Origin of the sequence: Pseudomonas sp. PSPC3-2, assembly GCF_049897085.1 — a bacterium.
Taxonomy (GTDB): Bacteria; Pseudomonadota; Gammaproteobacteria; order Pseudomonadales; family Pseudomonadaceae; genus Aquipseudomonas; species Aquipseudomonas paraveronii.
On sequence record NZ_JAFCVO010000008.1, the window covers coordinates 189,436 to 212,247 of the forward strand.

The window sequence follows — 22,812 nt, forward strand, 5'->3', positions numbered from 1 at the left end:
CTACTGGTCTGGCGGATGCAATAGCGGCGACGTTATCAAGCGTCGCCGCTATCGGTCCTTACTTGCCGCTTACGCCCACGCCGTAGAAGGAGTTCAGACCAAACGGGCTGATCTTGAAGTCCTGTACGGTGTTGCGCATGGGTTGATACACCGTCGAGTGCGCGATAGGTGTCATCGGGACTGCATCTTTGAGGATATGTTGCGCCTGCTTATACAGCTCGGTGCGTTTGGCGACATCCGATGTGGCCTTGGCTTCTTTCACGATGCCGTCGAATTTCTTGTCGCACCACTTGGAGAAGTTGTTACCCGACAGCGAGTCGCAGCCGAACAGCACGTTCAGCCAGTTGTCCGGGTCCCCATTGTCGCCGCTCCAGCCAATGATCATGGCCTGGTTCTCGCCGCCTTTGGAACGCTTGATGTACTCGCCCCATTCGTAACTGACGATGTTGACCTTCAGGCCGATCTGTTTCCAGTCGTTCTGCAGCATCTCGGCCATCAGCTTGGCGTTTGGGTTGTACGGACGTTGTACCGGCATGGCCCACAGGGTGATCTCGGTGCCGTCCTTGATCCCGGCTTCCTTGAGCAGTTCCTTGGCTTTGGCCACGTCGTGCGGGGCATCTTTGATGGTGGTGTCGTAGGACCACTGGGTCGGCGGCATGGCGTTGACCGCCAATTGGCCAGCGCCCTGGTACACGGAGTCGATGATCTGCTGCTTGTTCACCGCCATGTCCAACGCCTGGCGTACGCGCAGGTCGGACAGCGGGTTAGGCGCGGTCTGGCCCTTGAGCACCGGCATGACGTTGTAGGCGATGTAGCCCAGGTTGAAACCGGCCTGGTGCGGCAGTTTCAAATCCTTGTCGTCGCCCAGTGCCTTGAGGTCGGCCGGACGCGGAAACAGGGTGATCTGGCATTCGTTTTTCTTGAGTTTCTGGATGCGTACCGACGGGTCGGTGGTGATGGCGAAGATCAGGTTGTCGATCTTCACGTCCTCAGGTTTCCAGTAGTCCTTGTTGCCGGTGTAGCGAATGTTCGAGTCTTTCTGGTAGCTCTTGAACACGAACGGGCCGGTGCCGACTGGCTTCTGGTTGATGTCCTGTGGCGTACCGTTTTTCAGCAGTTGGGCGGCGTATTCGGCCGACTGGATCGACGCGAAGCTCATCGCCAGGTTCTGGATGAAGGCGGCGTCCACGGTGCCAAGGGTGAACTTGACCGTGTGGGCATCGACTTTCTCGATGTTCTTGATGTTGGTGTCCATCCCCATGTCCGTGAAGTACGGGAACTCGGTGGGGTATGCCTTACGGAATGGATCGTCTTTGTTGATCATCCGGTTGAAGGTGAACAGTACGTCGTCAGCCGAGAATTCACGAGTGGGCTTGAAGTACGGGGTGGTGTGGAACTTGACGCCTTCACGCAGGTGGAAGGTGTACGTCAGGCCATCCGGGGACACGTCCCAGCGGGTGGCCAGGCCAGGAACAACGGCGGTGCCGCCACGTTCGAACTGGCTTAGGCGGTTGAACATGGTTTCGGCCGAAGCATCGAAGTCTGTTCCGGTGGTGTACTGGCCTGGATCAAAACCGGCCGGGCTCCCTTCGGAGCAGAACACCAGGTTAGTCGCCGCTTGGGCGAAAGGCGCTGCGGCCATAAGGCCAGCGCTAACAAGTAACGGAATGACTGCGTGTTTAAGCATGTTGGCCTCATGATTTGTTGTCATTTTTGGTAGTGAGGGCGACCTCGTGAGTCGACCTGCGGATACTTATGCAGGGGCCATACCCATTGCAAGATGCTGAACGGTTGCAAGGGTGAAAGAGTGGTACGAACGTACAAGAATGTCGCAAATATGAAACTTACGACACAAATGCGTACATTTTGAGGGTTTTTTCGGGGCGGAAGAGGCACCAAAAAGGCCCAACTGAGACGTCTGGCGCACTCAGTTGGGGCGTTGCTGTTACTTATCTAGACTCACGCCGTAGAACGGGGTCAGGCCAAAGGGGCTGATCTTGAAGTCCTGCACTTCCTTTCGAAGCGGCTGGAAAACCGTCGAGTTCGCAATAGGCGTTATAGGTACCTGTTCTTTAAGTATTTTCTGCGCCTGCTGATACCACTTGATACGCTGCTCGCGGTCGCTGCTGACCTTGGCCTGCTGCACCAGTTTGTCGTAGGCGGGGTTACACCATTTGGCGTAGTTGCTGCCCTTCACTGCGGCACAACTGTAGAGCACGCCGAGCCAGTTATCCGGGTCGCCGTTATCGCCGGTCCAGCCGTAGATCATCGCATCGTGCTCGCCATTCTTGGCGCGCTTGATGTACTCGCCCCACTCATAGCTGACGATGTTGGCGTTGATGCCGATCTTTGCCCAATCCTGCTGGATCATTTGTGCCGACATTCGCGCATTCGGATTGGAGGCGCGCTGTACGGTCATCGCCCACAGGTTGATGGTAGTACCGGGTGCAACTCCTGCTTCTTTTAGTAGCGCCCGCGCCTTGGTCGGGTCAAAGGGGGCATCCTTGATCGTCGGGTCATAAGACCACTGCGCGGGAGGTAATGCGTTCTGCGCCAATTGGCCGGCGCTCTGGTACACGGCCTTGATGATCGCGGGTTTATCGATGGCCATGTCCAAGGCCTGGCGCACCTTGAGTTGATCCAGCGGCGGATGCGTCACGTTGTAGGCCAGAAAGTGCTCTTTATCCAGCTTTGAAAGTCGGGGTTGCTTAGCGCGATGGCCAATTGGGTTCGCCACTGTCCCAGTGTGGAGTTTGGCGGGATTTGAATCGGGGCGGCGTATTCGCCTCTTGTGCTGTTGAGCGCACTGAGGAAGTTTTGCACCAATTGGCTATCGCCCGGCGCGCGCGGGGTAGAGGGCGTGGCGGAGTCGGATGAAGTATCCGAGGCGGCTGACGGGCTGGGGGTGAAGGTTTGGGTCGACGCTGGGTTTACGACGGAAAGTGTCATCGTTGGAGTTCTCGGTAGTGATGTGGATACACGCCCGCAGATCACTCCTTGTTTATCTGAGGGTACTGATGTGTGCCGAAAATCGAGAAAACGATTCCACGCTAGATGTCAGCGGGGGTTACTGCTGATTGCCATTCACAAAAAAACGGCGCGAGCCTGAGGTCGCGCCGTTTTTTGGGTTCGTGGGAGGGTTATTGAAGCACTTCGATGACCCCCTCCGCCGACATACTGACCTGGCTGGTGCCGGCTTCCACTTCCGGCGTCGGCGCCGAGTCCATCTCTGCGGCTTTCATCATCATGGCGCCGCGCGCGTAAGGCTGTGGATAACCATTGGTGTTGAAGTTCAGGTTGACGATCTTGTAACCCTTGCCGCCCAACGCATCGGTGGCCAGTTGCGCACGCGCCTTGAACGCGTTGACGGCGTCTTTGAGCAGTGCATCCTCGCTGGCCTTGCGGGTCGGGTTGGCGATGGCGAAGTCCATGCTGTTCATCTTCAGGTGGGTCAGCATTTCGCCAGTGAGCTTGGACAAGGCGGCAAAGTCCGAGCTTTCCATGCGCAGTTCGGCACGTTCGCGCCAGCCGGTGATTTTCTGGTTCTTGTTGTCGTAGATCGGGTAGCTGTTGCGGCTACCCTGGCGCAGGGTCACGCCTTTGACTTCGCGAGCCTGGGCCAGGGCCTTGTTCATGGTGGTGGTGATTTCCGCGGCGAGCTTGCCCGGGTCGGTGTTTTGGGATTCGGTGTAGAGGGTGACGATCATCTGGTCGCGGGCTACTTCCTGGCTGACCTCGGCCCGCAGGGAAATCTGGTTGTAATGCAGTTCATCGGCGGCGACGGCCGGAAGGCTGGCCAGGACCCCGGCGCTGAGGGTGAGAACGGCAGCATTGCGAATGAAACGGGACATGGAAACTCCTTGGGATGTTCGTGTCGATATGACTGTAGACGGTGGTGTCGGGTTCTTCGGGTTTACACATCCGCTACACATTGTCGTGGCGCCGACGAACGGTAATTTACCGCGCCTGCGTCAAAGAGCCACACACGCCGTGCCAGCGTGTCTGCTTCGTTTATACTCCTGCCGATCCGCCTGCAGCGCTCACCGGGAGAGCTCATGCTCGCCGTCGTAAAACTGACTTCCGCCACCCGCCAGAACCTCTGGCGCCTGACGTTCATTCGCACCCTGGTGCTGGCCGCGCAGGCCGGTTCGGTCGGGCTTGCCTATTGGTTCGACCTGCTGGCGCTGCCATGGCTGCAACTGAGCGTGACCCTGGGCTTTTCCACCGTGCTGTGTGTGTTTACCGCCATCCGGTTGCGCACCACCTGGCCGGTGACCGAGCTGGAGTACGCCCTGCAGTTGGCCTGCGACCTGTTTATCCACAGTGTGTTGCTGTATTTCTCCGGCGGTTCCACCAATCCGTTTGTTTCGTATTACCTGGTGCCCCTGACCATCGCGGCCGTGACCTTGCCGTGGCGCTACTCGGTGGTGCTTTCCGGCATCGCCCTGACCCTGTACACCTTGCTGTTGGCGCAGTTCTACCCGTTGCAGACGTTCCCCATCGCCCGGGAAAACCTGCAGATCTACGGGATGTGGTTGAGCTTCGCGCTGTCCGCTGCCGTCATCACCTTTTTTGCCGCCCGCATGGCCGAAGAACTGCGCCGTCAGGAAGAGTTGCGTGCCATTCGCCGCGAAGAGGGCCTGCGCGACCAGCAACTGCTGGCCGTCGCCACCCAGGCTGCCGGTGCAGCTCATGAGTTGGGCACGCCCCTGGCGACCATGAGCGTACTGCTCAACGAAATGACCCAGGACCATCACGACCCGGCGCTGCAAGAAGATCTCGGCGTGCTGCGCGAACAGGTCAAGCAGTGCAAGCAAACCTTGCAGCAACTGGTACGCGCCGCCGAAGCCAATCGCCGCCTGGCGGTGGAGATGCAGGACGTGACCCAGTGGCTCGACGAAGCCTTGAACCGCTGGCACTTGATGCGCCCCGAAGCCAGTTACCGTTTCCACCTGCTGGGGCAGGGCAGCGTGCCGCGCTTGGCGCCGCCGCCGGACTTGACCCAGGCCCTGCTCAACCTGCTGAACAATGCCGCCGATGCCTGCCCCGAAGGCCTCGAAGTGCAGTTGGACTGGAATACCGAAGACCTGACCATCAGCATTCGTGACCACGGCGCCGGCGTGCCGCTGGCCATCGCCGAGCAGATCGGCAAACCGTTCTTTACCACCAAGGGCAAAGGTTTCGGCCTCGGCCTGTTTTTGAGCAAGGCCAGCGTGACCCGCGCGGGCGGCTCAGTGAAGCTCTATAGTCATGAGGAAGGCGGCACGCTCACCGAGCTGCGCCTACCCCGTGTCGCACGAGGAGATATCGATGAGTGACGAGATCCAAGTCGAAGGCGAAGAACTGCCGCATCTGTTGCTGGTAGATGATGACGCTACCTTTACCCGCGTCATGGCGCGTGCCATGAGCCGTCGCGGTTTCCGCGTCAGCACGGCAGGTTCCGCAGAAGAAGGCCTGAGCATCGCCCAGGCCGACTTGCCGGACTACGCCGCGCTCGACTTGAAAATGGACGGCGACTCCGGCCTGGTGCTGCTGCCCAAGCTGCTCGAACTCGATCCGGAAATGCGCGTGGTAATCCTCACCGGTTATTCCAGCATCGCCACCGCCGTCGAAGCCATCAAGCGCGGCGCCTGCAACTACCTGTGCAAACCGGCGGACGCCGACGACGTGCTGGCGGCCTTGCTCTCCGAGCACGCCGACCTCGACACCCTGGTGCCGGAAAACCCAATGTCGGTGGACCGCCTGCAGTGGGAACACATCCAGCGTGTGCTGACCGAGCACGAAGGCAATATCTCGGCCACCGCCCGTGCCCTGGGCATGCACCGTCGTACCCTGCAGCGTAAGTTGCAGAAGCGCCCGGTACGGCGCTGAACGCCGGCTGAACAATCTGCTTCAGGCCGCACGGCGCCTTGAACCGATCGTCTATGATCGGTTCAAACGCCTGTTACATTTTCTTACAGAGCCTGAACGATGAATCAGAACGCTGAGTACTCCGCGGTCAATGACGCGGTGCGTGGGCACTTTTTTCGCCGAACCTGGGCGATGATCACGCCCTATTGGCGCAGTGAAGAGAAGGGCAAGGCCTGGTTGTTGTTGGTGGCGGTGATTGGTTTGTCACTGTTCAGCGTCGCGATCTCCGTGTGGATCAACCACTGGTACAAGGATTTCTACAACGCCCTGGAACATAAGGACACGGCGGCTTTCTGGCAACTGATTGGCTATTTTGGCGGTATCGCTGCGGTGGCCATCCTCGGTGCGGTTTACCGTTTGTACCTAACCCAGATGCTGACCATCCGCTGGCGTGCCTGGCTGACCGAAAAACACTTTGCGCGTTGGCTCAGCGACAAAAACTACTACCAGCTGGAGCAGGGCGATTACACCGATAACCCGGACCAGCGGATTTCCGAAGACCTCAATAGCTTCACCTCCAGCACCTTGAACTTGGGGGTGGGGCTGCTGCGCAACGTAGTCAGCCTGGTGTCGTTTTCCATCATCCTGTGGGGCGTGTCGGGCAGTATCGAAGTGTTTGGCTTCACCATCCCCGGCTACATGTTCTGGTGTGCTTTGCTTTATGCCGCCGTGGGCAGTTGGCTGACGCACTTGATCGGCCGTCGCTTGATTGGGCTGAACAACCAGCAGCAACGCTTTGAAGCGGACTTGCGTTTTTCCATGGTGCGGGTGCGCGAGAACGCCGAGAGCATCGCCTTGTACAACGGCGAGCCGAATGAAAATCGACGTTTGAGCCAACGCTTCGGCCGGGTCTGGCATAACTTCTGGGACATCATGAAAGTGTCCAAGCGCCTGACCTTCTTCACTGCCGGCTACGGCCAGATCGCAATCATCTTTCCGTTTATCGTCGCCGCGCCGCGCTACTTCGCCGGCAAGATCGAGTTGGGCGAGCTGATGCAAATCAACTCGGCGTTCGGCAACGTCCAGGACAACTTCAGCTGGTTTATCAGCGCGTACACGGAGCTGGCCAGTTGGCGCGCCACCAGTGATCGTCTGCTGAGTTTCCAGCAGGCCATGAGCGATAACGAGCAGCGCCCTGCGGCCATCGACGTGCGCCCGGAAGGCGAGCGCCTGGTGGTAGAGAAGCTCGGCATGGATCTGGCCGATGGTCGCCACTTGCTCGCCGACGCCGACATGATCGTCGAGCCAGGCCAGCGCCTGATGCTCAGCGGGCGTTCCGGCAGCGGTAAAAGTACGTTGCTGCGTGCCATGGGCCAACTGTGGCCGGCGGGCCACGGCAGCATTCGCCTGCCGGCGGCGCGCTACCTGTTCCTGCCGCAGAAGCCGTATCTGCCGATTGGCACGTTGAAGGCCGCGCTGAGTTATCCACAGGACGACGGCGTGTACGTGGACGAACGTTATGCACAGGTCCTGCAAACCTGCCGCTTGCCGCACCTGGTCGCGCGGCTGGAGGAAGCCAATCACTGGCAGCGCATGCTCTCGCCGGGCGAGCAGCAGCGCCTGGCCTTTGCCCGTGCATTGTTGTTCGCACCGCAGTGGCTGTACATGGACGAAGCGACCTCGGCCATGGATGAAGAGGATGAGGCGACGTTGTACCAGGCGTTGATCGATGAACTGCCGGGGCTGAGCATCGTCAGCGTTGGCCATCGCAGCAGCCTCAAGCGCTTCCATGGGCGGCATGTGCGGATCGACAGTGGGTTGTTGCAGGAACAGCCCGTCTCCTGAGGCCCAACTCGGTCAGTGTGGGAGGGAGCTTGCTCGCGATAGCAGTGTGTCAGTCAGCCCATGTATCAACTGATCCGCCGCTATCGGGAGCAAGCTCCCTCCCACAATGGCATCCCCGCTGGTCTGGAGATTGAGGCCCAACAAAAAGCCCGGCTGATCATCGATCAGCCGGGCTTTTTTTACAGCGCCTGAAAAGACTTACTTCTTCAAGCCGTAATGCTCATCCAGCATGCCTGGGGCGTTCGGCGTTTTTGGCGCGTAGTCCCGTGGCGGCTCCTGGTTTTCCCGTGGCGGGGTCAGGCGATCCCGTGGGGTCTGCGGTGCATCGGAATGCAGCGCGGCCAGCAGGCGCTGACGGGTGATGTCGTCGAGCGCCAGGCGGTTGGCGCCATCGGCGAGGTGATCCTGTACTTCCTGGTAGCTCTGTGTGAGCTTCTTGACCAGGGTCGCGGTGCTGTTGAAGTGGGTAACAACTTCGTTCTGATAACTGTCAAAACGTTCCTGAATGTCATCCAACTGACGCTGCGTGCGGTTAGGCGCGGCATTCGGCAGCAAGCGAGCAACCAGGAATCCAATGGCGACACCGGCAACCAGGGCAAGAGTCGGCAACAACCAAACTAAGAGCGAGTGTTCCACGAGTCCTTCCTCTATAAACGGCTTTGCTTTACGTTAACGGCTCGGACCTGCGCTGTATACCGCGATTAAGCTCGCAATGATGCCATGCACAGACTTTTAGCTAGACGAGTCGACCCTTTGAGAGGTCACGGAGTTCATTCCTTGCTCATGCGTGAAACCCCTGTTTTGATCGATGGCCCGGTAGGTCAATTGGAAGCCCTGTACCTCGACAACCCCGAACCACGTGGCCTGGCGCTGATCTGCCATCCGAATCCGGTGCAGGGTGGGACGATGCTCAATAAAGTCGTTTCGACCCTGCAACGCACCGCGCGCGATGCCGGTTTGATCACGTTGCGTTTCAATTACCGTGGCGTCGGTGCCAGCGCCGGCACCCATGACATGGCCAGCGGTGAAGTAGACGATGCCGAAGCGGCCGCCACCTGGCTGCGCAAAAAACACCCCGACCTGCCCATCACCTTGCTCGGTTTTTCCTTTGGTGGCTATGTCGCCGCCAGCCTCGGTGGCCGTCTGGAAGCCAAGGGCGAAAAGCTCGCGCACCTGTTCATGGTCGCCGCTGCGGTGATGCGTCTGGGCGATACCGACGTGCTGCCCCAGAACTGCCCGTTGACCCTGATCCAGCCGGAAACCGACGAAGTCGTCGACCCGCAACGCGTCTATGACTGGTCCGCCGCCCTGAAACGCCCCCATGAGCTGCTGAAAGTGGCAGAATGCGGACACTTTTTTCATGGCAAGCTGACCGATCTGAAGGATCTGGTGCTGCCGCGCCTCTCGAATTGATAGCAGTCTGATAAGCGATTACCCATGACGACTCGTACCCGTATCCTCACCGGCATCACCACCACCGGCACGCCGCACCTGGGCAACTACGCCGGGGCGATCCGCCCGGCGATCCTTGCCAGTCAGGACGCCAATGCCGACTCCTTCTACTTCCTGGCCGACTACCACGCCCTGATCAAATGCGATGACCCGCAGCGCATCCAGCGCTCGCGTATGGAAATCGCCGCGACCTGGCTGGCCGGTGGCCTGGATGTGAACCGGGTGACGTTCTATCGCCAGTCCGACATCCCCGAGATCCCCGAGCTGACCTGGCTGCTGACCTGCGTCGCCGCCAAGGGCCTGCTCAACCGCGCCCACGCCTACAAAGCGTCGGTGGACAAGAACGTGGAAAACGGCGAAGACCCGGATGCGGGCATCACCATGGGCCTGTACAGCTACCCGGTGCTGATGGCGGCGGACATTTTGATGTTCAACGCGCACAAGGTGCCGGTGGGCCGCGACCAGATCCAGCACGTGGAAATGGCCCGCGACATCGGCCAGCGCTTCAACCACCTGTTCGGCAACGGTAAAGAGTTCTTCACCATGCCCGAGGCGTTGATCGAAGAAAGCGTCGCCACCTTGCCGGGCCTGGACGGTCGCAAGATGTCGAAGAGCTACGACAACACCATCCCGTTGTTCAGCAGCGCCAAGGACATGAAAGACGCGATCTCGCGGATCGTCACCGACTCCCGCGCGCCCGGTGAAGCCAAGGACCCGGACAATTCGCACCTGTTCACCCTGTACCAGGCGTTTGCCAGCAAGGCCCAGGAGCAGGAATTTCGCGCCGAGTTGTTGCAAGGCCTGGGCTGGGGCGAGGCGAAGAACCGTCTGTTCCAACTGCTGGACGGTCAACTGGGTGAATCCCGCGAGCGCTATCACCAATTGATGTCGCGCCCGGCGGACATGGAAGACCTGCTGCTGATCGGTGCCCAAAAAGCCCGCGCCGTGGCCGCGCCGTTCCTCGCCGAACTGCGTGAGGCAGTGGGCCTGCGTTCGTTCGTCAACCAGGCCGCAGCGCCGGTCAGCACCAAGAAAAAGGCCGCCAAAGCTGCACGCTTCGTGAGCTTTCGTGAAGACGACGGCAGCTTCCGCTTCCGCCTGCTGGCGGCCGATGGCGAGCAACTGCTGTTGTCGCGCAATTTTGCCGACGGCAAAGCGGCTGGCGCAGTGACCAAGCAATTGCAAAGTGGCGCTGCGCTGGACGTGCGCACTGAAGCCCTGAGCTTCAGTGTATGGCTGGACGCCGCCGCAGTGGCCGACAGCGCTACGTTCGCCGATGCCGCGTCGCGCGATGCCGCCATCGAAGCCCTGCGCGTCGCGTTGACCCCCCTCGAGGATTAACCCGACCAAGGGTTGATTGCCATTATCCGGGGCCGTCGTTACAGTGACGGCCCGTTTTTGTTGCCTTGCTAACGAAATTATGACGCCCCTAGAACGATATCAAGCTGATCTGAAACGCCCTGAATTCTTCCACGATGCGGCCCAGGAAACGGCGGTGCGTCATTTGCAACGCCTGTACGAAGACCTGGTCGCGGCCTCGCAGAGCAAACCCGGGGTGTTCAGCAAGTTGTTTGGCAAGAAAGGCTACACGCCGGTCAAGGGCCTGTACTTCTGGGGCGGCGTCGGTCGCGGCAAGACCTACCTGGTGGACACCTTCTTCGAAGCGTTGCCGTTCAGGGAAAAGGTCCGCACGCACTTCCACCGCTTCATGAAGCGCGTCCACGAAGAGATGAAAACCCTGCCGGGCGAGAAAAACCCGCTGACCATCATCGCCAAGCGGTTCTCCGCAGAAGCGCGGGTGATCTGTTTCGATGAGTTCTTCGTCTCCGACATCACCGACGCCATGATCCTCGGCACCTTGATGGAAGAGTTGTTCAAGAACGGCGTGACCCTGGTCGCTACCTCGAACATCGTGCCCGATGGCCTGTACAAGGATGGCCTGCAACGCGCGCGCTTCCTGCCGGCCATTGCGCTGATCAAGCAGAACACCGAGATCGTCAACGTCGACAGTGGCGTCGATTACCGCCTGCGGCACCTGGAGCAAGCGGAGTTGTTCCACTTCCCGCTCAACGATGCGGCGCAAGAAAGCCTGCGCAAAAGCTTCCGCGCCCTCACGCCGGAATGCACCCAGGCGGTGGAAAACGACAAGTTGATCATCGAAAACCGCGAAATCATCGCCTTGCGCACCTGCGATGACGTGGCGTGGTTCGACTTCCGTGAACTGTGCGACGGCCCGCGCAGCCAGAACGACTACATCGAACTGGGCAAGATCTTCCACGCCGTGATCCTCAGTGGCGTGGAGCAGATGAGCGTCAGCACCGACGACATCGCGCGCCGCTTTATCAACATGGTCGACGAGTTCTATGACCGCAACGTCAAGTTGATCATCTCGGCGGAAGTCGAGCTCAAGGACCTCTACACCGGCGGTCGCTTGAACTTTGAATTCCAGCGCACCCTGAGCCGCTTGCTGGAAATGCAATCCCACGAGTTCCTGTCGCGGGCGCACAAGCCCTAAGCACGACGCAGCTCCAATGTGGGAGGGAGCTTGCTCCCGATAGCGGAATGTCAGTCAATGATGTAGTGACTGATCCACCGCCATCGGGAGCAAGCTCCCTCCCACATTCGGCCTCTGTACGGCCCTGATTACGCGGCTTGCTGGAACTGCTGGCGATACTGGTTCGGTGACAGCTCGGTGTGCTGCCTGAACAACCGCGCAAAGAAGCTCGCATCGTCGTAACCCACCTCATAACTGATGGTCTTGATGCTCTTGCGGCTGCCCGAAAGCAGTCCTTTTGCCGTCTCGATCCGCAGCCGTTGCAGGTAATGCAGCGGTTTGTCGCCGGTGGCGGTCTGGAAGCGGCGCATGAAGTTGCGGATGCTCATGCCGTGTTCCCGGGCGACGTCCTCGAAGCGGAACTTGTCGGCGAAATGTTCTTCGAGCCAGTGCTGGATTTGCAGGATGATCACGTCCTGGTGCAGCTTCTGCCCGCCGAAACCGATCCGTCCCGGCGAGTAGCTACGCTGCACTTCGTAAAGAATGTCGCGGGCCACGGCCTGGGCGATATTGGCGCCGCAGAAGCGTTCGATCAAATAAATGTAGAGGTCGCAGGCGGAGGTGGTACCGCCGGCGCAGTACAGGTTGTCGGCGTCGGTGAGGTGCTTGTCCTGGTTAAGTTGGACCTTGGGGAAGCGCTCGCTGAAGGCATTGAAGAAACGCCAGTAGGTCGTCGCCTCCTTCCCATCGAGCAGCCCGGCTTCGGCCAGCCAGAACACCCCGTTGGCTACGCCGCAGACTACGGCGCCGCGGGCGTGCTGTTCACGCAGCCACGGCAGCACTTGCGGGTAACGCGTACACAGGGCGTCGAAGTCATCCCAGAAGGCCGGTAGCACGATGATGTCGGCGTCTTCCAGCCCGCCGTCCATCGGCATGATCACATCACTGAAGCTGCGCGCCGATAGCCCGTCGGGGCTGACCAGGCGGGTTTCGAATGCGGGGGTCAGGCCCAGGCCTTGTTGTTTGCCGTAACGCAGGCTGGCGAGGTGGAAGAAATCCTTGGCTTGCATGAGGGTGGAAGCGAATACCCGATCAATGGCCAAAATGCTGACGCGCCGCAGGGGCGTGGAGATTTGGTTAGACATAATTTCATTTATTCTTATAGGGGAAAGTGGTCACCAGACGGCTGGATCGTCTTATTTTTTGTCGCATGTGTCCAGTGTCCCGTGACGTCGTCGGGGCATAGGCTCTGTGGTTCGTCTTTGTCCGACAATCCACGCAGGTGACCCATGATCCCCAGAACCTTGTTCAGTTCGGAACACGAGCTCTTCCGCCAGAGCGTGCGCACCTTCCTTGAAAAAGACGCCGCGCCGTTCCACGCGCAATGGGAGAAGCAGGGCTATATCGACCGCACGCTGTGGAACAAGGCCGGCGAGGCGGGGATGTTGTGCTCCCATCTGCCGGAGGAGTACGGCGGCCTGGGTGCGGACTTTCTTTACAGCGCAGTGGTGATCGAAGAAATCAGCCGTCTGGGGCTGACCGGCATCGGTTTCTCCCTGCATTCGGATATTGTCGCGCCGTACATCCTGCATTACGGCAGTGAGGCGTTGAAGCACAAATACCTGCCCAGATTGATCTCCGGCGAGATGGTCACGGCCATCGCAATGACCGAGCCGGGTGCCGGGTCCGATCTGCAAGGGGTCAAGACCAGCGCAGTGCTGGACGGCGATGAGTATGTGATCAACGGCTCCAAGACCTTCATCACCAACGGCTTTCTCGCCGATCTGGTGATCGTGGTCGCCAAGACCGACCCCAAGGCCGGCGCCAAGGGCACCAGCCTGTTCCTGGTGGAGGCCGCCACGCCGGGCTTCGATAAGGGCAAGCGCCTGGAGAAAGTCGGCATGAAGGCCCAGGACACCTCTGAGCTGTTCTTCCAGGATGTCCGTGTACCCAAGGAAAACTTGCTGGGCCAGGCGGGCATGGGCTTTGCCTATTTGATGCAGGAGTTGCCCCAGGAGCGCTTGACCGTGGCGATTGGCGCGCTGTCGTCAGCCGAAGCAGCGCTGCAATGGACGCTCGACTACACCCGTGAGCGCAGGGCGTTCGGCAAGGCGATTGCCGATTTCCAGAACACCCGCTTCAAATTGGCGGAGATGGCCACCGAGATCCAGATCGGCCGCGTGTTCGTCGATAAGTGCCTGGCATTGCACCTTGAGGGCAAGCTCGACGTGCCCACCGCCGCGATGGCCAAGTACTGGGCCACGGACCTGCAATGCAAGGTGCTCGACGAGTGCGTGCAATTGCATGGCGGCTACGGCTTCATGTGGGAATACCCGATCGCCCGCGCCTGGGCGGATGCGCGGGTGCAGCGGATTTATGCGGGGACCAACGAGATCATGAAGGAGATTATTGCGCGGGCGCTTTGATTTCGGTGGTGTGGCTGAGGGCCTCATCGGGGGCTTGCCCCCGATGGCGGCCTAAAGGTCAATCAAGGCGCCGGATTCGGATGATCCTTCTGAATCGCCTCAATCCCCTCCAGCACCTCTTTCGACAGTTTCAGGTCTGCGCTGGCAAGGTTGCTGTCCAGTTGCTCAAGCGTCGTCGCACCAATGATGTTGCTGGTCACGAACGGCTGCTGCGTAACGAACGCCAACGCCATCTGCGCCGGGTCCAGGCCGTGTGCGCGGGCCAGTGCCACATAGCGGCTGCACGCCGCTTCCGACTGCGGGTTGAAGTAGCGGCTGAAGCGGCTGTATTCCGTCAGGCGGGCTTTTGCCGGGCGTGCGCCGCCTTCGTATTTGCCGCTGAGCATGCCGAACGCCAAGGGCGAATAAGCCAGCAAGCCGCACTGTTCGCGAATCGCGATTTCCGCCAGGCCCACTTCAAAGCTGCGGTTGAGCAGGTTGTAGGGGTTCTGGATCGACACTGCGCGGGTCCAGCCACGGGCTTCGGCCAGGGCGAGGAATTTCATGGTGCCCCAGGGTGTTTCATTGGACAGGCCGATGTGGCGGATCTTGCCGGCCTTCACTTGCGCGTCCAGCGCTTCGAGGGTTTCCTCCAGCGGCGTCAGGTCGTCTTCGTCCTTGTGCGTGTAGCCCAACTGGCCGAAGAAATTGGTGCTGCGCTCCGGCCAATGCAACTGGTAGAGGTCGATCCAGTCGGTCTGCAGGCGCTTGAGGCTGGCATCCAGGGCGTCGACGATGTGCTTGCGGTTGTGGCGCGGGTGGCCGCCGCGGATGTAGTCGATGGTGTTGCCGGGGCCGGCGATCTTGCTGGCGAGAATCCAGTCGGCCCGGTCGCCGTGGCTTTTGAAGTAATTACCGATGTAACGCTCGGTGGTGGCGTAGGTATCGGCCTTGGGCGGCACCGGGTACATTTCCGCCGTGTCGAGGAAGTTGATCCCTGCGGCCTTGGCCCGTTCGATCTGTGCGAAGGCCTCTGCCTCGCTGTTCTGCTCGCCCCAGGTCATGGTGCCCAAGGCTATCGCGCTTACGTTCAGATCGGTACGGCCCAGCTGTCGATAATCCATCGGGTGCTCCTTTGGGGAAAACAATCATAAAAGCAGGTTGAAATTTTTTTCGCAATCTGCATAATTGCCCACCTCTTTCTGCAGTGGAAGTGATGCGCCGCCTGCCGAAGAATCTTGCCGTTGAACGGACGCGCCGACCCGAGCCCCCGATAGCGTCTGTATCCGGCTGCCTTTGACTTGTCAAAGTACGCACTATTCAGTAAGATCCGCCGTCTAATTTACAGGGCGGCCCCTGAGGCTATTAAAGAATGACAACTTTTACTGCAAAACCGGAAACAGTTCAGCGCGACTGGTTTGTCGTCGACGCCGCTGGTCAGACTCTGGGTCGTCTGGCCACTGAAGTCGCCAGCCGTCTGCGTGGCAAGCACAAGCCTGAATACACTCCTCACGTTGACACCGGTGACTACATCGTGATCATCAACGCTGAGCAGGTACGTGTTACCGGCAACAAAGCGCAAGACAAAATGTACTACCGTCACTCCGGTTTCCCAGGCGGCATCAAGTCTTCTAATTTCGAAGGTCTGATCGCCAAGAAGCCTGAGGCCCCGATTGAAATCGCGGTTAAAGGCATGCTGCCGAAGGGCCCACTGGGTCGCGATATGTTTCGCAAGCTGAAAGTCTATGCGGGCGCTGCTCACCCTCATGCTGCTCAGCAGCCCCAAGAACTGAAGTTTTAACGGAATAGTTCATTATGTCGGCGACTCAAAATTACGGCACTGGCCGTCGCAAAACCGCAACCGCACGCGTTTTCCTGCGTCCGGGCACTGGTAACATCTCGATCAACAACCGCACTCTGGAAAATTTCTTCGGCCGCGAAACTGCCCGCATGGTAGTTCGTCAGCCGCTGGAACTGACCGAGACCGGTGAAAAGTTCGACATCTACGTCACCGTTATCGGTGGCGGTGTAAGTGGTCAAGCTGGCGCAATCCGCCACGGTATCACTCGCGCTCTGATGCAGTACGACGAAACCCTGCGTGGCGCTCTGCGCAAAGCTGGCTTCGTGACTCGTGATGCCCGTGAAGTTGAACGTAAGAAAGTCGGTCTGCGTAAAGCGCGTAAGCGTCCGCAGTACTCGAAGCGTTAATTCGCTTTACGTTCCACAAAAACGCCCAGCCTCCTCACGGAGCTGGGCGTTTTTTATTGCCTGCGATTTATGTATAAATTTCGGCGTGACAACTTGCCACAGCCGTAGACCCCCTATACTACAAGGCTTGGAGCTGGAGCTCCGGGTAATTCCCTTGTCAGAGGTGGGGCTTTTCATTACCATTCGGCAAAATTTTTATAAGTTCAGATTTAATACTTAGTAGACGCCTGATTTAACAGGCCAAAAAGCTGATGGGAGAGGACTGAATGAGCAATGACGGCGTGAATGCAGGCCGGCGTCGCTTCTTGGTAGCAGCCACATCCGTGGTGGGTGCTGCAGGAGCGGTGGGGGCTGCGGTCCCGTTCGTGGGGTCATGGTTTCCCAGTGCCAAGGCGAAAGCCGCAGGTGCACCGGTGAAAGTGAATATTGGCAAGATCGAGCCAGGCCAGCAGATGATTGCTGAGTGGCGCGGTCAGCCGGTCTTCATTGTTCGTCGAACGGAGGAAATCCTGGGAAATCTGAAAAAGATCGAAGGCCAGTTGTCTGACCCAAAATCTGAGTTTTCCGACCAACCCGCCTACGCCAAAAACGAAGCACGTTCGATCAAGCCAGAGATTCTGCTGCTGGTCGGTCTGTGTACCCACCTGGGATGCTCACCTACTTTCCGCCCTGAAGTGGCGCCAGTCGACCTGGGCAAGGATTGGGTCGGCGGTTATTTCTGCCCCTGCCACGGTTCGCACTACGACCTGGCCGGCCGCGTCTACAAATCGCAACCTGCTCCACTGAACCTGCCCGTGCCTCCGCATAACTACGAATCTGACGACATCATTGTCATTGGCCTCGACAAGGAGAACGCGTGATGAGTAAGTTCATGGATTGGGTCGATGCGCGCTTCCCCGCCACCAAAATGTGGGAAGACCATCTCAGCAAGTATTACGCGCCAAAAAACTTCAACTTCTTCTACTTCTTCGGCTCCCTGGCACTGCTGGTGCTGGTCAATCAGATCGTCACCGGCGTCTGGCTGACCATGAGCTACACCCCGTCGGCGGAGGAGGCGTTTGCTTCCGTCGAATACATCATGCGTGACGTCGAGTACGGCTCGATCCTGCGCCTGCTGCACTCCACCGGCGCCTCGGCGTTCTTCATCGTGGTCTACCTGCATATGTTCCGTGGTTTGCTCTACGGTTCGTACCAGAAGCCGCGTGAGCTGGTGTGGGTGTTCGGCATGCTGATCTACCTGGCGCTGATGGCTGAAGCCTTCATGGGCTACCTGCTGCCGTGGGGCCAGATGTCGTACTGGGGCGCCCAGGTGATCATCTCGCTGTTCGGCGCGATCCCGGTGATCGGCAACGACCTGACCCAATGGATTCGTGGTGACTACCTGATCTCGGGCATCACCCTGAACCGCTTCTTCGCCTTGCACGTGGTGGCCTTGCCGATCGTGATTCTCGGTTTGGTGGTGCTGCACATCCTGGCGCTGCACGAAGTGGGTTCGAACAACCCTGATGGTGTGGACATCAAGAAGCACAAGGACGAGAACGGCATCCCGCTGGATGGCATTCCGTTCCACCCGTACTACACCGTAAAAGATATTGTCGGTGTCGTCGTGTTCTTGTTCGTGTTCTGCTCGATCGTGTTCTTTTTCCCGGAGATGGGTGGTTATTTCCTGGAGAAACCTAACTTCGAACAGGCCAACGCCTTCAAGACGCCTGTGCATATTGCCCCGGTCTGGTACTTCACACCGTTCTACGCGATCTTGCGGGCGATCCCCGACAAGCTCATGGGCGTGATCGCCATGGGCGCCGCCATCGCAGTGCTGTTCGTGCTGCCGTGGCTCGACCGAAGCCCGGTCAAGTCCATGCGCTACAAGGGCTGGTTGAGCAAGATCTGGCTGTGGGTGTTCTGCATTGCGTTCGTTATCCTGGGTGTACTGGGTGTACTGGCGCCGACTCCTGAGCGCACGTTGCTGTCGCAGGTCTGCACCTTCCTGTACTTCGCCTACTTCATTCTGATGCCGTTCTACACCCGGCTTGAGAAGACCAAACCGGTTCCGGAAAGGGTGACTGGCTGATGAAAAAATTATTCGTTGCATTGATGCTTGCGGCGCTGCCGCTACTGTCCTTCGCTGCCGAGCAAGGCCCCGAGTTGGAAAAAGTCGCTATCGACGTGTCTGACAAAGCGGCCATGCAGGACGGCGCTCGCACGTTCGCCAACTATTGCATGGGGTGCCACAGCGCCAAGTTCCAGCGATACGAGCGCGTGGCCGATGACTTGGGCATTCCGCACGAGGTGATGCTCAATAAGCTGGTGTTCACCGGCGCCAAGATTGGCGACCACATGAACATCGGCATGCAGCCGGCGGACGCCAAGGCCTGGTTCGGCGCTCCGCCGCCCGACCTGACCCTGGTGGCGCGGGTTCGCGGCACCGATTGGCTCTACGGCTACCTGAAATCCTTCTATGAAGACCCTGCACGTCCATGGGGCGTGAACAACGTGGTGTTCCCGAACGTCGCTATGCCTAACGTTCTGGTCGGCCTGCAGGGTCGCCAAGTGATAGGATGCAAGCAGGTTCAGGTAGTAGATGGCGGCAAGAAGCAATTTGACCCGTTGACCGGCACGCCGCTGACACATGAAGCGTGCGATCAACTGACCATCGTGCCCAAGTCCGGCGCGCTGAACGAAGAGCAGTTCGACGAGAAGGTCAAGAATCTCGTGACCTTCCTGGCCTACTCGGCCAACCCGGTCAAACTGCAGCACCAGCGCATTGGTACGTATGTCTTGCTGTACCTGGCTTTCTTCTTCGTATTCGCTTATCTGCTCAAGCGCGAATACTGGAAGGATGTGCATTGATCCAACCGTAAGCAATTGCTGTTAATCTTGCGCGCCCAGCGGCATCTCTAAACCGTAGCGACCTGGTCATCAGGTACTACCGAGATGCTCTCTGGGCGCGCTCGTTTTTGAGCTTCCGATAATTTCAACAAGCGAGGAGGACCGCCATGGGCGTGACCAATCGGTTGGCCTGTTACTCCGACCCCGCCGACCACTATTCCCACCGAGTACGCATCGTGCTCGCAGAGAAGGGTGTCAGCGCCGAGATCATCAGTGTGGAGGTGGGTCGTCACCCGCCGAAACTGATCGAAGTGAACCCTTACGGCAGCTTGCCCACCCTGGTCGATCGTGACCTGGCGTTGTGGGAGTCAACCGTGGTGATGGAATATCTGGATGAGCGTTACCCGCATCCGCCTTTGCTGCCGGTATACCCGGTGGCGCGTGCCAACAGCCGCCTGCTGATCCATCGGATTCAGCGCGACTGGTGCGGGCTGGTGGATTTGATTCTGGATTCGCGCAGCAAAGAGGCGGCCCGTGTCGTGGCGCGCAAGGAATTGCGCGAGAGCCTGACGGGTGTTTCGCCACTGTTCGCCGACAAGCCTTTTTTCCTCAGCGAGGAACAAAGCCTGGTGGATTGCTGCCTATTGCCCATACTCTGGCGCTTGCCGATTATGGGCATTGAACTGCCGCGGCCGGCCAAGCCGCTGCTTGATTACATGGAGCGCCAGTTTGCGCGTGAGGCTTTCCAGACGAGTCTGTCTGGTGTCGAACGCGATATGCGCTAAGGCTTAAGGAGCCGTTGATGAACTCCAGTCGACCCTACCTGGTTCGCGCGCTCTATGAGTGGATTGTGGACAACGATTGCACCCCGCACATGCTGGTCAATTCCGAGTTTCCTGCGGTTCAGGTTCCGCAGGGTTTTGCCAGTGACGGGCAGATTGTGCTGAACGTATCGCCGAGTGCGGTGCGCCACCTGCACATGGACAACGAAGCCGTCAGCTTCGAAGGGCGTTTCGGCGGTGTGCCGCATACGCTGTACGTGCCGATTGGCGCCATCCTCGGGATTTACGCCCGGGAAAATGGTCAAGGCATGGTGTTCGATCTGGAGTCGCCTTTCGAGGATGACGACGCGATCGAAGGGGAAGACGACGATGAAGTGCCGCCACCGGATACCGAGCCACCGCGTCCAAGCGGCCGGCCCAGTCTGAAAGTGGTGAAGTAAGCGGTTGTTGCCTTCGGGCGAGCCTGAAAAATGCCTCGGCGGTTGCCGGGGCATTTTTTTGCCTGGTCGTTGTAGATGAAAGACATGCCGGGGACGGTGATCGTACAACCGCCATGGGCTATGATGCGTCTTCAGTTCACCAAGAAAGATGACCCAACATGGAAAGCACCAACACCGCCCCGCGTTTTCCCCGCAAGCGCCGCAGCCTTGCCCAGGAATTGGTCACGGTGTTGTCCGAGCAGATCCGCGACGGCCAACTCAAGCGTGGCGACAAATTGCCCACCGAATCGGCGATCATGGAGGCCCATGGCGTCAGCCGCACGGTGGTGCGTGAAGCCATCTCGCGCTTGCAGGCGGCGGGACAGGTGGAAACCCGCCACGGTATCGGCACCTTTGTGTTGGACACGCCAAGCCCCAGCGGCTTCCGCATTGACCCGGCCACCGTCGTGACCCTGCGTGATGTGTTGGCGATCCTGGAACTGCGTATCAGCCTGGAAGTGGAGTCTGCGGGCCTGGCCGCGTTGCGCCGCAGCGACGAACAATTGGCCGGCATGCGTGCCGCCCTCGACGCCTTGAATGAAAGCGCCGCCCATGCCGGCGATGCGGTAGCGTCGGACTTCCAGTTCCACCTGCAGATTGCCCTGTCCACCGGCAACCGCTACTTCACCGACATCATGACTCACCTGGGCACTAGCATCATTCCGCGTACCCGCCTGAACTCGGCGCGCCTGGCCCAGGATGACCAGCAGCACTACATGAAGCGCTTGAGCCGCGAACACGAAGAAATCTATGAAGCAATCGCGCGTCAGGATTCGGACGCGGCGCGGGCGGCGATGCGCTTGCATTTGACGAACAGTCGGGAGCGGCTGCGCCATGCCCATGAAGCGGCAGAACGGGCCGAGTGATCAAACCGCCGGTGGGCGAATGTCGGTAGGCGGCGCTGTGGTCAAGGCATCAAGCACGATCACGTTCTGCTCGATTTGTGCCGCCATGAAGATGTACTTAGCCGTTACCAGAACCCACGGGTCTGCCTGGCTCTGCGTCTGCGGATGACGGGAATGAAAAGCCTCAAGAGCCAAGGACTTGGCCCTTGAGGACAGTCATGCAGTCACGACAAACGGTACGCCTCAAGCAGGTGTATTGGGCGTGTAGTCCTTGAGCAGCAAGTACGTACTCCACCCCCACCAATCAGCGGTCCAATGCTTGTCGTTCAAGTCATTCACGTCCTTGCGCCGCAGCACCTTGTCTCCCTGCATCTTGAACAACGGCGAAAAGTTATTCGCCGGGTTCTGCGCCGCATTCAGATCCGGCACATACAGCGGCGCCTTGAAGTGGGCCGGGGAGGGCGCGACGCCGCTGATAAACGCGTCGAAAATCTCATCGGCCGACGCCTGCACGGCGCGTTGGACCTGGGCCCGGTTGGCCGCGTCGTCGGCATCGAAGTAGCGTTTATCCCCGTAGGCATGCCACTCGTCACCGACGGCATTGCGTACCTTGAGCCCGAACTTGCTGTCTTCATCGTGCATGAAGCGGCTGACCAGTGAGCCCAAATCCCCGGGCGTCACCACGGCGGCCAGTTGTTTGCGCGGCACTCGCAGGTGGCCGGCGGAAAACAGGTCGGTCAGGAAGTGATCGGCAAAACTGTTCATTGCATAGGCCAGTTCCAGCGCCTGGTCGGTGCCGCTCTGATGGGCGATGACCGCTTGTTGCAGCGCTGCCGTATGCCCGGCCAGGTAGGCCGACAGCGCCCATTCGCCGAAGTGGTCGGCGTTGTCCGCCGCCAGCTTCAAGTAACGCCCCAGGGGAAACAGCGCCGAAACCACACTGCCACCGCCGGTGATGCGGTTCCACTCCTCGGACAACGTATCACCGAGCGCAGCGTAGGCGTCGTGGGGTGATTTGCCGTCCTTGATCGCCTGGTTGACCGCGTTGATCTCCTTTTGCATCACCGCCAGGATCTTCGGTGCTTCCTCCCGTGACGCCGGCAGCACCGCCAGCGAGTTGAATGCGGCGCTAAAGCGTTGCACGCGCTCGGCAGGGGAGGTGCCATCACTGATGGGTTGGCCGGGAATGCCATAGAAGTCACCGCCCAGGGCGATCACTTGACCATAGGTCAGCGCCAGGCCGTTGGGCAGGTGCAGTTCGACGTGTCGGGCGGCAATCGCCGGGGCGTCCTTGGCGAAGCGCAACAGCGTGTCGTCACCGATGGCGGTGTGTTCAGCGCCTTCGAAACGCAGGGTGGGTAGGTTTTTTTCGGGTGCTGCGAGTTCAAGACCGGACATGTTAGCTCCTTGCTATGTCGTGGGGATCTTCCTTTTTACTGTATGCATATACAGTTATTTGAGCATAGAGGAAAAAAATCCTACGTCAACACGCGCTGTCTCAACAGGCGGTTCGATGAACGTCGATGAATTGCAGTTGACGAAATATTTTATAGTTGTACGATGACGTATGACATAACCAGAACCAACAATAACCTTTCGATAGAAAGTCTTTGCCAGGGTGTT

The 22,812-nt window shown here is 59.2% G+C and carries 23 protein-coding genes and 1 pseudogene; 16 read left to right on the forward strand and 8 right to left on the reverse strand.

Annotation, left to right across the window (positions count from 1 at the left end; genetic code table 11):
- Positions 1-58 precede the first annotated feature (58 nt).
- The 3 genes and pseudogenes from ACP7CJ_RS15490 to ACP7CJ_RS15500 all read right to left on the reverse strand — a co-directional run bounded on the left by ACP7CJ_RS15490 (position 59) and on the right by ACP7CJ_RS15500 (position 3,851).
- On the reverse strand, positions 59-1,687 hold the full coding sequence (locus ACP7CJ_RS15490; protein WP_276196502.1) for an ABC transporter substrate-binding protein: 1,629 nt from the start codon (positions 1,685-1,687) through the stop codon (positions 59-61).
- A gap of 258 nt (positions 1,688-1,945) precedes the next feature.
- Positions 1,946-2,674, reverse strand: a pseudogene (locus ACP7CJ_RS15495) (ABC transporter substrate-binding protein); the annotation flags it as partial.
- Positions 2,675-3,140: 466 nt separating this feature from the next.
- Positions 3,141-3,851 (reverse strand): SIMPL domain-containing protein, encoded by a 711-nt coding sequence (locus tag ACP7CJ_RS15500; protein ID WP_276196505.1) that lies wholly within the window; start codon positions 3,849-3,851, stop codon positions 3,141-3,143.
- 204 nt (positions 3,852-4,055) lie between these two features.
- On the opposite strand from ACP7CJ_RS15500, the gene ACP7CJ_RS15505 reads away from it, so the two are divergent.
- The 4 genes from ACP7CJ_RS15505 (at position 4,056) to ACP7CJ_RS15520 (ending at position 7,887) form a co-directional block, all read left to right on the forward strand.
- Positions 4,056-5,318 (forward strand): ATP-binding protein, encoded by a 1,263-nt coding sequence (locus tag ACP7CJ_RS15505; protein WP_247395499.1) that lies wholly within the window; start codon positions 4,056-4,058, stop codon positions 5,316-5,318.
- Positions 5,311-5,871 carry a response regulator transcription factor gene (locus ACP7CJ_RS15510; RefSeq protein WP_004372278.1) on the forward strand — a complete coding sequence of 187 codons (561 nt, stop codon included), beginning with the start codon at positions 5,311-5,313 and terminating at the stop codon, positions 5,869-5,871. Before ACP7CJ_RS15505 ends, ACP7CJ_RS15510 begins: the two co-directional genes overlap by 8 nt.
- Positions 5,872-5,970: 99 nt before the next feature.
- A complete protein-coding gene (locus ACP7CJ_RS15515) occupies positions 5,971-7,695 on the forward strand; it encodes an ABC transporter ATP-binding protein/permease (RefSeq protein ID WP_276196506.1) in 1,725 nt (574 codons plus the stop codon).
- Between the two features lie 60 nt (positions 7,696-7,755).
- A complete protein-coding gene (locus tag ACP7CJ_RS15520) occupies positions 7,756-7,887 on the forward strand; it encodes a hypothetical protein (RefSeq protein ID WP_276196507.1) in 132 nt (43 codons plus the stop codon).
- A gap of 6 nt (positions 7,888-7,893) precedes the next feature.
- Here ACP7CJ_RS15520 and ACP7CJ_RS15525 read toward each other — a convergent pair whose 3' ends face one another.
- Complete coding sequence (locus ACP7CJ_RS15525; RefSeq protein WP_247395497.1) at positions 7,894-8,331, reverse strand: YhcB family protein; 438 nt, start codon at positions 8,329-8,331, stop codon at positions 7,894-7,896.
- 147 nt (positions 8,332-8,478) lie between these two features.
- Here ACP7CJ_RS15525 and ACP7CJ_RS15530 point away from each other — a divergent pair, with 147 nt between their 5' ends.
- The 3 genes from ACP7CJ_RS15530 to zapE all read left to right on the forward strand — a co-directional run bounded on the left by ACP7CJ_RS15530 (position 8,479) and on the right by zapE (position 11,662).
- Complete coding sequence (locus ACP7CJ_RS15530) at positions 8,479-9,108, forward strand: alpha/beta hydrolase (RefSeq protein ID WP_247395537.1); 630 nt, start codon at positions 8,479-8,481, stop codon at positions 9,106-9,108.
- A 24-nt stretch (positions 9,109-9,132) separates the two neighbouring features.
- A complete protein-coding gene (locus tag ACP7CJ_RS15535; protein ID WP_276196508.1) occupies positions 9,133-10,488 on the forward strand; it encodes a tryptophan--tRNA ligase in 1,356 nt (451 codons plus the stop codon).
- 79 nt (positions 10,489-10,567) lie between these two features.
- Positions 10,568-11,662 (forward strand): cell division protein ZapE, encoded by a 1,095-nt coding sequence (zapE, locus tag ACP7CJ_RS15540; RefSeq protein ID WP_247395495.1) that lies wholly within the window; start codon positions 10,568-10,570, stop codon positions 11,660-11,662.
- Positions 11,663-11,790: 128 nt separating this feature from the next.
- Here the strand turns inward: zapE and ACP7CJ_RS15545 are convergent, their stop codons facing one another.
- A complete protein-coding gene (locus ACP7CJ_RS15545; RefSeq protein WP_426100823.1) occupies positions 11,791-12,711 on the reverse strand; it encodes a GlxA family transcriptional regulator in 921 nt (306 codons plus the stop codon).
- Positions 12,712-12,930: 219 nt separating this feature from the next.
- Here ACP7CJ_RS15545 and ACP7CJ_RS15550 point away from each other — a divergent pair, with 219 nt between their 5' ends.
- On the forward strand, positions 12,931-14,067 hold the full coding sequence (locus ACP7CJ_RS15550; protein ID WP_247395494.1) for an acyl-CoA dehydrogenase family protein: 1,137 nt from the start codon (positions 12,931-12,933) through the stop codon (positions 14,065-14,067).
- A 62-nt stretch (positions 14,068-14,129) separates the two neighbouring features.
- Here the strand turns inward: ACP7CJ_RS15550 and ACP7CJ_RS15555 are convergent, their stop codons facing one another.
- On the reverse strand, positions 14,130-15,170 hold the full coding sequence (locus tag ACP7CJ_RS15555; protein ID WP_276196509.1) for an NADP(H)-dependent aldo-keto reductase: 1,041 nt from the start codon (positions 15,168-15,170) through the stop codon (positions 14,130-14,132).
- A 248-nt stretch (positions 15,171-15,418) separates the two neighbouring features.
- Between ACP7CJ_RS15555 and rplM the strand changes: the two genes are divergently transcribed.
- From rplM to ACP7CJ_RS15595, 8 genes are all read left to right on the forward strand, one after another.
- A complete protein-coding gene (gene rplM / locus ACP7CJ_RS15560) occupies positions 15,419-15,847 on the forward strand; it encodes a 50S ribosomal protein L13 (RefSeq protein WP_010568039.1) in 429 nt (142 codons plus the stop codon).
- Between the two features lie 14 nt (positions 15,848-15,861).
- On the forward strand, positions 15,862-16,254 hold the full coding sequence (rpsI, locus tag ACP7CJ_RS15565) for a 30S ribosomal protein S9 (RefSeq protein ID WP_276196510.1): 393 nt from the start codon (positions 15,862-15,864) through the stop codon (positions 16,252-16,254).
- 266 nt (positions 16,255-16,520) lie between these two features.
- The gene (gene petA, locus ACP7CJ_RS15570; protein WP_247395492.1) at positions 16,521-17,114 is read left to right on the forward strand and encodes a ubiquinol-cytochrome c reductase iron-sulfur subunit; all 594 of its coding nucleotides are present in this window, start codon (positions 16,521-16,523) and stop codon (positions 17,112-17,114) included.
- Positions 17,114-18,325, forward strand: a complete 1,212-nt coding sequence (locus ACP7CJ_RS15575) for a cytochrome b (protein WP_017845421.1) — start codon at positions 17,114-17,116, stop codon at positions 18,323-18,325. The genes petA and ACP7CJ_RS15575 overlap by 1 nt, the downstream gene beginning before the upstream one ends.
- Positions 18,325-19,104, forward strand: coding sequence for a cytochrome c1 (locus ACP7CJ_RS15580; RefSeq protein WP_276196511.1), 780 nt, complete (start codon positions 18,325-18,327; stop codon positions 19,102-19,104). Before ACP7CJ_RS15575 ends, ACP7CJ_RS15580 begins: the two co-directional genes overlap by 1 nt.
- Before the next feature lie 146 nt (positions 19,105-19,250).
- Positions 19,251-19,868, forward strand: coding sequence for a glutathione S-transferase N-terminal domain-containing protein (locus ACP7CJ_RS15585; RefSeq protein WP_276196512.1), 618 nt, complete (start codon positions 19,251-19,253; stop codon positions 19,866-19,868).
- A 17-nt stretch (positions 19,869-19,885) separates the two neighbouring features.
- A complete protein-coding gene (locus ACP7CJ_RS15590; protein WP_247395489.1) occupies positions 19,886-20,305 on the forward strand; it encodes a ClpXP protease specificity-enhancing factor in 420 nt (139 codons plus the stop codon).
- Positions 20,306-20,463: 158 nt separating this feature from the next.
- Positions 20,464-21,210, forward strand: a complete 747-nt coding sequence (locus ACP7CJ_RS15595; RefSeq protein ID WP_276196513.1) for a FadR/GntR family transcriptional regulator — start codon at positions 20,464-20,466, stop codon at positions 21,208-21,210.
- Here the strand turns inward: ACP7CJ_RS15595 and ACP7CJ_RS15600 are convergent, their stop codons facing one another.
- Both ACP7CJ_RS15600 and ACP7CJ_RS15605 read right to left on the reverse strand, forming a co-directional pair.
- Entirely contained in the window at positions 21,211-21,384 is a 174-nt protein-coding gene (locus ACP7CJ_RS15600) for a hypothetical protein (protein ID WP_276196514.1), read from the reverse strand.
- A 48-nt stretch (positions 21,385-21,432) separates the two neighbouring features.
- On the reverse strand, positions 21,433-22,587 hold the full coding sequence (locus tag ACP7CJ_RS15605; RefSeq protein ID WP_276196515.1) for a phospholipase: 1,155 nt from the start codon (positions 22,585-22,587) through the stop codon (positions 21,433-21,435).
- Positions 22,588-22,812: the final 225 nt, after the last annotated feature.